We start from the raw sequence: 1,005 nt of genomic DNA on the forward strand, positions 1-1,005 counted from the left end.
AAACGTATAACCTTTTATGGGCTAAAAAGGAGACTTTAAAATGTCAAAATCAGCATGCAAAGAAAAGTAAACTTAATTAAAATGAAAAAGGGGCTATCCTTTTGAGACAGCCCCTTTATGCTTTTTACAAGCTGGTTAATTACTCGTGATGGTCTTCGTGATTTTCGGGAGCTTTATAATCGCTTCTTATTTCAGGATGGCTAATTACTCCACCGCTTGTTGCGGTAATATTTCCGTACCAAAAAAGTCCGCCCGCAATCAGGAGTGTGCCGATAGCGACTAAATTCGAAAATTTCTTATGCTTGTAGCTTGCCCAAAGTCCAAACAGCGAGATAAGGCCTATGGCATGTGAAAAAAGCGCAAAAATTTCGGCAGCTTCTTCATGTTCATGGATAAGGTGATGATCGGCACCGGCATGTTCCATAATTTCTTCAGCTCCCTCTCCGCTGGAAAAAGCTATAAATGTACTTATCGCGCCAAGCATGAATACAAAATAAGCAGTACGTTTTACATGCTCCGATTCGAAAAAGAAACTGCCTAACATAATAATAGCGGCAACTCCCGGTACAATAATAGGTAAATGGTTTACGGCAAGGTGAAAATGTGCATCATTCATATTGGTTTATTTTTGTTGTCGAATTTAAGTATTTTATAAGTTTCCACTGCATCAATAATGATATTTTTATACTTATAGGAGATCGCAATTGCATCAGGTGTTGTTACTCTCCTAATATGTAACAGAAATATCATTGTTAAAATGCAATAATGATAAATCAGAGCGATTGGCGGCTAAGGAAAATTATTATGATAAAAAACTTCCATTTCCAAAGTTCACCTTATCAGGGTGTTAAGAAAAAGTAAACAAAAAAGATAAAAAAAGGGTTTATAAAAGTTTGGAAAAGCGGAAAAGGTTACTACTTTTGCACCCGCAATAACGGCAATGTTCATAGGCAAATTGACACCGCAACAAGCCTTTTAAAAAGAGGATTTTTACTATTATGTAGT

At 36.3% G+C, this 1,005-nt stretch carries 1 protein-coding gene; it reads right to left on the reverse strand.

Annotation, left to right across the window (positions count from 1 at the left end; genetic code table 11):
* Positions 1 to 139: 139 nt before the first annotated feature.
* Positions 140 to 616, reverse strand: coding sequence for a hypothetical protein (locus OGH69_RS18220; protein WP_265175928.1), 477 nt, complete (start codon positions 614 to 616; stop codon positions 140 to 142).
* Positions 617 to 1,005: the final 389 nt, after the last annotated feature.

It is taken from the genome of Flavobacterium sp. MFBS3-15 (genome assembly GCF_026107645.2).
Lineage (GTDB): Bacteria > Bacteroidota > Bacteroidia > Flavobacteriales > Flavobacteriaceae > Flavobacterium.

Coding starts and splice junctions, on each gene's coding strand:
- OGH69_RS18220 (WP_265175928.1), bottom strand. CDS start 616: ATGAATGATGCACATTTTCACCTTGCCGTAAACCATTTACCTATTATT.